At 62.1% G+C, this 5,315-nt stretch carries 5 protein-coding genes and 1 pseudogene; 3 read left to right on the top strand and 3 right to left on the bottom strand.

The features are described 5' to 3' along the window. The first annotated feature begins 180 nt into the window (after positions 1–180). The 3 genes and pseudogenes from L2I46_RS28540 (at position 181) to L2I46_RS28530 (ending at position 1,952) form a co-directional block, all read left to right on the top strand. Positions 181–681 (top strand): GNAT family N-acetyltransferase, encoded by a 501-nt coding sequence (locus L2I46_RS28540; RefSeq protein ID WP_000376623.1) that lies wholly within the window; start codon positions 181–183, stop codon positions 679–681. 320 nt (positions 682–1,001) lie between these two features. Continuing rightward, positions 1,002–1,070, top strand: a pseudogene (locus L2I46_RS28535) (EAL domain-containing protein); the annotation flags it as partial. Positions 1,071–1,187: 117 nt separating this feature from the next. Continuing rightward, positions 1,188–1,952 (top strand): IS6-like element IS6100 family transposase, encoded by a 765-nt coding sequence (locus L2I46_RS28530; protein WP_001389365.1) that lies wholly within the window; start codon positions 1,188–1,190, stop codon positions 1,950–1,952. A gap of 492 nt (positions 1,953–2,444) precedes the next feature. On the opposite strand, the gene mphR(A) is transcribed toward L2I46_RS28530, so the two are convergent. Genes mphR(A) through L2I46_RS28515 form a run of 3 tightly spaced genes read right to left on the bottom strand, consistent with a single transcriptional unit; the run spans position 2,445 to position 5,169 of the window. Continuing rightward, positions 2,445–3,029 (bottom strand): macrolide-binding transcriptional repressor MphR(A), encoded by a 585-nt coding sequence (gene mphR(A), locus L2I46_RS28525; RefSeq protein ID WP_001137892.1) that lies wholly within the window; start codon positions 3,027–3,029, stop codon positions 2,445–2,447. Further along, complete coding sequence (gene mrx(A) / locus L2I46_RS28520; RefSeq protein WP_000004159.1) at positions 3,029–4,267, bottom strand: macrolide resistance MFS transporter Mrx(A); 1,239 nt, start codon at positions 4,265–4,267, stop codon at positions 3,029–3,031. Before mrx(A) ends, mphR(A) begins: the two co-directional genes overlap by 1 nt. After that, on the bottom strand, positions 4,264–5,169 hold the full coding sequence (locus tag L2I46_RS28515) for an Mph(A) family macrolide 2'-phosphotransferase (protein ID WP_000219391.1): 906 nt from the start codon (positions 5,167–5,169) through the stop codon (positions 4,264–4,266). The genes mrx(A) and L2I46_RS28515 overlap by 4 nt, the downstream gene beginning before the upstream one ends. Positions 5,170–5,315: the final 146 nt, after the last annotated feature.

The raw sequence follows: 5,315 nt of genomic DNA, 5'->3' as shown, positions 1-5,315 counted from the left end.
TCGCGAAATTTCGCAGTCGCGACGCCAGAGACCGAGGGTTAGATCATGCCTAGCATTCACCTTCCGGCCGCCCGCTAGCGGACCCTGGTCAGGTTCCGCGAAGGTGGGCGCAGACATGCTGGGCTCGTCAGGATCAAACTGCACTATGAGGCGGCGGTTCATACCGCGCCAGGGGAGCGAATGGACAGCGAGGAGCCTCCGAACGTTCGGGTCGCCTGCTCGGGTGATATCGACGAGGTTGTGCGGCTGATGCACGACGCTGCGGCGTGGATGTCCGCCAAGGGAACGCCCGCCTGGGACGTCGCGCGGATCGACCGGACATTCGCGGAGACCTTCGTCCTGAGATCCGAGCTCCTAGTCGCGAGTTGCAGCGACGGCATCGTCGGCTGTTGCACCTTGTCGGCCGAGGATCCCGAGTTCTGGCCCGACGCCCTCAAGGGGGAGGCCGCATATCTGCACAAGCTCGCGGTGCGACGGACACATGCGGGCCGGGGTGTCAGCTCCGCGCTGATCGAGGCTTGCCGCCATGCCGCGCGAACGCAGGGGTGCGCCAAGCTGCGGCTCGACTGCCACCCGAACCTGCGTGGCCTATACGAGCGGCTCGGATTCACCCACGTCGACACTTTCAATCCCGGCTGGGATCCAACCTTCATCGCAGAACGCCTAGAACTCGAAATCTAACGTCCGTTCGGGCATCGAGGTCCATGTCGGGGTGGGACGGGCCCGTGGCTTCAAGATCACTTGCAGTCCGACCGCGATGTCTTGGTTGCGCGAGAGGTTGTCGATATCCTCCACTTCCATCATCAACCCTGGATAATGCCGCCGCCGTCATCGCCGCCGACGCCCGTGCCGGGCTTTTCGGGCCTGTCAGGCTTGCTCGGCCTTCAGCCTGCCTGGGCGAGATCTCCGGCGGACGGATTAACGGCGGAGCTTCGCCGCCTTTCGTGCGTGTGAAGGCCGAAGATAGTTCTCTCAAAAACATCCGTTTATGAGAGATACCAAATGTCATTTTCAGAAGACGACTGCACCAGTTGATTGGGCGTAATGGCTGTTGTGCAGCCAGCTCCTGACAGTTCAATATCAGAAGTGATCTGCACCAATCTCGACTATGCTCAATACTCGTGTGGGCTCTGTTGCAAAAATCGTGAAGCTTGAGCATGCTTGGCGGAGATTGGACGGACGGAACGATGACGGATTTCAAGTGGCGCCATTTCCAGGGTGATGTGATCCTGTGGGCGGTGCGCTGGTATTGTCGCTATCCGATCAGCTATCGCGACCTTGAGGAAATGCTGGCGGAACGCGGCATTTCGGTCGACCATACGACGATCTATCGCTGGGTCCAGTGCTACGCCCCGGAGATGGAGAAGCGGCTGCGCTGGTTCTGGCGGCGTGGCTTTGATCCGAGCTGGCGCCTGGATGAAACCTACGTCAAGGTGCGGGGCAAGTGGACCTACCTGTACCGGGCAGTCGACAAGCGGGGCGACACGATCGATTTCTACCTGTCGCCGACCCGCAGCGCCAAGGCAGCGAAGCGGTTCCTGGGCAAGGCCCTGCGAGGCCTGAAGCACTGGGAAAAGCCTGCCACGCTCAATACCGACAAAGCGCCGAGCTATGGTGCAGCGATCACCGAATTGAAGCGCGAAGGAAAGCTGGACCGGGAGACGGCCCACCGGCAGGTGAAGTATCTCAATAACGTGATCGAGGCCGATCACGGAAAGCTCAAGATACTGATCAAGCCGGTGCGCGGTTTCAAATCGATCCCCACGGCCTATGCCACGATCAAGGGATTCGAAGTCATGCGAGCCCTGCGCAAAGGACAGGCTCGCCCCTGGTGCCTGCAGCCCGGCATCAGGGGCGAGGTGCGCCTTGTGGAGAGAGCTTTTGGCATTGGGCCCTCGGCGCTGACGGAGGCCATGGGCATGCTCAACCACCATTTCGCAGCAGCCGCCTGATCGGCGCAGAGCGACAGCCTACCTCTGACTGCCGCCAATCTTTGCAACAGAGCCCGCCGTGCTAGTCTGCTCGGTGATGGTGGAGTGAAGCCAACCCGCAATCGGGTTATGAATCTGCATCGCGATTCGCAATCAGCTGTCTCTTGAGCATGTCGAACTCCTGCGATGTTATCTCGCCGTGCTCGTGCTGCTACACCAACTTGTCCAACTCATCCGCCACACCGCTCCCCACCACCTGCGATGGCCAGGTTGTTTGCTGGGCGCATTGGCGGAGTATCGTCTCGACCCGGGACACCCACACCGGCACAACCTTACGGGAGTGATTCACTGTCAAAGAATCGGCCCGGTGCTCTGACGCAAGTATCGGGATGGTCACCATTTGTAAGCCGTAGACCTGAGTGGTGATCAAGACTTCGATACCACCGACCGTACCGGTACTAATCGACGACGGTCGTGTTCGTCGCCTGCCGCAGGGACTCTGCACACCTCCGTTTACGCATGTGCCTGGAGGAGTTGGAAATCGTCGTGTTCGGGAAACATTAAACACAGGATGGCAGCGATCTGAGCCAGCACATGATCAGCTAGCTCACCATCCGGATCGACGGCCCACTGCATCGTCGCGCCAGCGATGACCGAGTGCAGGAGCAACTCAGCTGCCGCAGGAGCACCTGGGGGCAGTCGCTTGCGGATCCCCTCCACCACCGCGCGGTTCCGCTGGATCGCAAGCGTGCGTAGCTCCGGCACCTGGAGCTCGTACCAGGAGATGAGATAGTTCACCGAGAAGTCGTTGCGAGTGTTCATGCTCCGAACGAGCACCTGCAAAAATTCCCAGAGCCCTTGCGGCCCTGCGCCTATCGGTATCGCATTCAGGTAATGCCGCACCTGCTCGACGCCGCGCTCCATCATCCTCACCAGCAGCGTATCGCGGTTGGTGAAGCGCTGGATTAACGCTGCGCGGGAGAGCCCCACCTCCTTTGCTACTCCGCTGAGCGTGAACTCTATGGGACCGCAACGCTTCAGCACTACGGTGGCGGCCTCGAGTACCTCGTCATCGGACTTGAGCTTGGGGCGGGGCATCAGTGTTCACCTTCTGTATGGGTTGGGGCGGAGGCTGTGGCTGCCGCCGCCATTGTAGCAAATTGAAGACGGAGCGAGAGTAGAGCCACGAGCCCCGCAAACACGGCCGATACAACGAGGCCAGGGAGCGGACCAGCAAGGTCGACAAACGCGCCGGCCGCAAGCATAACCATGGGCGAGGCTGACAGCATCACCGCCGAGACCGTGCCGAGTACCCGGCCGAGAAGTTCTGGCGGCGTGCGGTTGTAGATGGCAGCGTTGAGAATGGGAGAGACTGAGCCGGTCAGCAGTCCCACGAGCGCGCCCAACAACATCAGCACCGGCACGCCTGGCAACTGTGAAAGCAGAAGCGAGCCCACCGCAGAGCCACAAAATGCCACCGCCAGCCAGTTCTGCGCTGATATCCGGGCGCCGACCGACGCATGAATGGCAATGCCAAGGAGACCACCAGCCCCCATCATTGAGGAGAACAGCCCGAGCTCTGCTACTTGGCGTCCTGCATCTACAAACAGCGCAGGCATGATGACGCTGCCGTTGGCGCCAACGATGCCCACGAAGATCATCACTATACCAAAGAGAGGGCGCAGCAGGGGTTCGCTCCAGAGAAAAGCGACGCCGGCGCGCATGGAGAGAGTCGCCGTCGTGGTCATCGTCCGAGCGGCACGCGCGGGAAGCACCCACGCGCCGAGCAGACCTGCAAGGACGGAGCAGAACGCCGTCAGCCCGAGCGTTGGCGCAGCGCCAAGCAGGCCGATTGCGGCCCCCCCAAGGGCCGGGCCACCTAGAATCGCGACGTTCCCGATCACCGCTTTCAGTGACGAGACGCGCTCAACGGAGAGCCCGGCGACGTGGCCGAGTTTGGGCAGCTCACTGTCCTGCGCGGCCATACCGGGTGCGTCGAACGCGGCACCGAGCACCACGCAAGCGATCAGCCCAGTGTTCGAGAGGGCGCCAACGGCATCGAGCAGTGGGATGCTCGCCATGGCCACGCCGCCCACCACACCCGAGATCAATGCGACGGGCGCGCGCCCGAACCGATCGACGAGGCCACCACCAACCCACGCGCCGATGATGGTCGCGATGACGCTGCTAGCGGCCGTGGCGCCCGCCCAGGCCGCGCTCTTTGTATGAGACAGGACGAACCATGGAAGCGCGAGGGCCGCCACCGCGTTGCCGATCCGGAAGAGAAAGGTCGCCGCGAACAGCGTCGCGAGCGGGCTATATCGACGTTCGCTCATTCCGCTGCGGCGAGCTGCGCCTTCGCCGCAGCGAGGTACTCTTCGTTACCCGAGTCGAGGGCGAAGAGTGCGTAGGTGACCGCCCCGAACGCAAGGCGCTCCGCGATGTGGTGGGCGAGCCGCGGCCACACCCGGCCACCGGCCGCTTCATACGTGAGGAGGAGCTTCGCGAGCCCCTCTTCACCAAAGACCATAAGGTGCGCGGCCATGTCGATGGCAGGGTCATCAACGCGGGCCTCGCTCCAGTCGATCATCCCGCTGACGCGCTCCGTGTTGTCGATGAGCACATGGCCCACGTAGAGATCGCCATGCACCACCACGGAGAAATCTGGCCACGACGAATCGTCGTCGAGCCAGCGCTGCCACCGGTGGAGGCGCTTGTCGTTCACCACGAACTCGCGTCGGACGCGGTCAACGTCGTCGGCCACCTTCTGACGGGCCTGCGTCGGTGTACGGATGAGCATCCCCGCATCCACGGCGGCGGAAATGGGGACGGCATGCAGGGCGGCGAGCGCGGTCGCGAAGCTCTCCGCGAAGACCTCCGAGTCCTGCGGCACGACCCAGTCGGGCGTGGACGAACCAGGCTGGATGACCATCGCAGTCGAGTCTTCGAGCATGGGATAGGCAACGAGCTCGGCGTTGGCCACGCGCCAGTCCGGCACCGCGAACGGCAGGCGATTCTTGAGCATTGCCAGCACCCGCGCCTCTGGTTCGACCTTCGCGCTTACCTCGGCTCGGCGCGGGATGCGCAGCACCCACCGACGTCCATCGTCGACGGTGGCGATCACGATCCTATAGTCGAGCCCAAGCTCATTGACAGTCAGCGGGCCATGGAGCTTGAGCCCATGTCGGGCTGCAAGTGCGTACAGTTGGGAGGTATCGGCGGTCGTGACTACGGTCATGATTCACTCCTGAGGGCTTGACGGGTTTAGCCACCTAAATGTAACAGTCACGTCGGTTATATTCAATCCGGCACTGTTGCAAAGTTAGCGATGAGGCAGCCTTTTGTCTTATTCAAAGGCCTTACATTTCAAAAACTCTGCTTACC

Origin of the sequence: Klebsiella sp. 2019SCSN059 (assembly GCF_021739525.1) — a bacterium.
GTDB classification, from domain to species: domain Bacteria; phylum Pseudomonadota; class Gammaproteobacteria; order Enterobacterales; family Enterobacteriaceae; genus Klebsiella; species Klebsiella quasipneumoniae.
Note: the sequence above shows the minus strand (reverse complement) of the source record. Positions and strands in the feature narration are given on the sequence as shown.

Coding starts and splice junctions, on each gene's coding strand:
- L2I46_RS28540 (WP_000376623.1), top strand. CDS start 181: ATGGACAGCGAGGAGCCTCCGAACGTTCGGGTCGCCTGCTCGGGTGAT.
- L2I46_RS28530 (WP_001389365.1), top strand. CDS start 1,188: ATGACGGATTTCAAGTGGCGCCATTTCCAGGGTGATGTGATCCTGTGG.
- L2I46_RS28515 (WP_000219391.1), bottom strand. CDS start 5,169: ATGACCGTAGTCACGACCGCCGATACCTCCCAACTGTACGCACTTGCA.